We start from the raw sequence: 1,685 nt of genomic DNA on the forward strand, positions 1-1,685 counted from the left end.
TCTCCTACGAATGGGATGATTCCACCTAAGAATGATAAAACTGCCATTGCGATTGTCATATTATTTCCTCCTCTTTTTTCGTATTAAGATGTGGTGAATCTTTATACCCTTATTATAGTAAGCGCTTACATTTATAACAATACATTTCTATATGCAATATTGCATATAGGGGCAACGTTATACGTTTAGACAAAAATTAGACCTCTATTAGTCATTCCTTAATGGTGCCATAGCGAGGTGAGAGTCTTCAAGGGTTCTCCTTAATAGGAGGAAACGATATTGGAAAGAGTGCAAGAGATTGACAGTAATCTGAAACTCAAGAGCTGGGTTAAACAGGTACTAGCTGTAGGCGGAATGTTAGGGTTCTGCTACTTGGTGTTATATGTTTTCAGTTTCTTAGTTGTTATGTAAATACTATACAACTACACTAGTGGAGTCTTGCCTACAGAGGTAAGGCTCTTTAGTTGGTTCTGGTGCAAAAATGATTTCATAAAAATTCTAAACTGAATGTTTGTCGACAATAAAAGTAAATCATCCGAAATTCAACGCAAAAATACGTAGTTAAAGAACCAACGGCTATTAAATGTTCGGAATTAAACTCATATTTTTTTGTATATTTTGACATTATTCGAGGTTTGCACCAGAACCCGTGTGATTACAGTAGACAAAAACCCAGCCTATCCTATACCTCTTTCAAATAAATGCCATCTTTGCACCAGAACCTTAATTCTCATAAAAATCTTTTAATCTACTTATATGCAATATTACATATTGGTTATAAGTATTTTTCGTGTTATATTATTTAATTGCTACATGTTTAGTAATATTTAATTTTGAAAGGGGAAAGATTATGTTACCAAATACAGTTCGTACTCCAAATAAGAAAAAAAAATGGATTATTGTCGGGGTTATTGTACTAATTGTTATCGTTGCGGCGGTTAATATTTTTGTTATGCAAGGTAAGAAGAAAGATACAACGAAGACGGATGCTGTAAGTTTTGAGAAAGTGACAGAGCGTAAGCTAAATAATACGAAGTTAATTTCGGGTCAGGTGAAGCCGGGGAATATTGAAAGCTTCTATGCGGATCCAACTAAAGGAAAAGTGAAAGATATTGCAGTGAAAGAAGGACAAGAGGTAGAAAAGGGAACGAAATTATTCTCTTATGATAATGAAGAAATTAATCTGCAAATGAAGCAAGCTGAGCTTGATCAGAAGATGGCTGATATGCGTTATGATCAAGGGAAAAAGAAAATTGATTCATTGAAGAACGAAATTAAGAAGGCAAAAGATAGTGGAGCTGCGAAAGAAGTAACAGACCCAATGGAAGAGCAAGTAAGTGAATTAGAAATGGCACAAAAAACAACTGATCTTGAGAAAGAAAAAGGGAAGTTGCAAAAAGAAGAGTTAAGTAAAAAGCAGAAAGAACTTACGATTTATAGTAACTTCGCTGGTGTCGTACAAAAGCTAGATAAAGATGCAGCACAAAGTTCATCTCAGGCGTTAGGCGGCCAAGGAAAATCATTTTTACAAATTGCCTCTAAAGATCCGTTCCAAGTTCAAGGGACTTTAACAGAGCTTCAAAAGTCACAAATTCAAAAAGACCAAACGTTCACTGTAACTGCGAAAGCGAATAATAAGAAGAAGTGGACAGGTAAAATTACAGAAGTAAGTGAATTCCCAACGA

The 1,685-nt window shown here is 35.0% G+C and carries 1 protein-coding gene; it reads left to right on the forward strand.

From position 1 onward, the window contains the following. Positions 1-850: 850 nt before the first annotated feature. A partial coding sequence (locus tag CQZ94_RS30635; RefSeq protein ID WP_105588423.1) for an efflux RND transporter periplasmic adaptor subunit occupies positions 851-1,685 on the forward strand: 835 nt, incomplete at its 3' end.

The sequence above is a fragment of the Bacillus sp. MYb209 genome (assembly GCF_002975175.1).
GTDB lineage: Bacteria > Bacillota > Bacilli > Bacillales > Bacillaceae_G > Bacillus_A.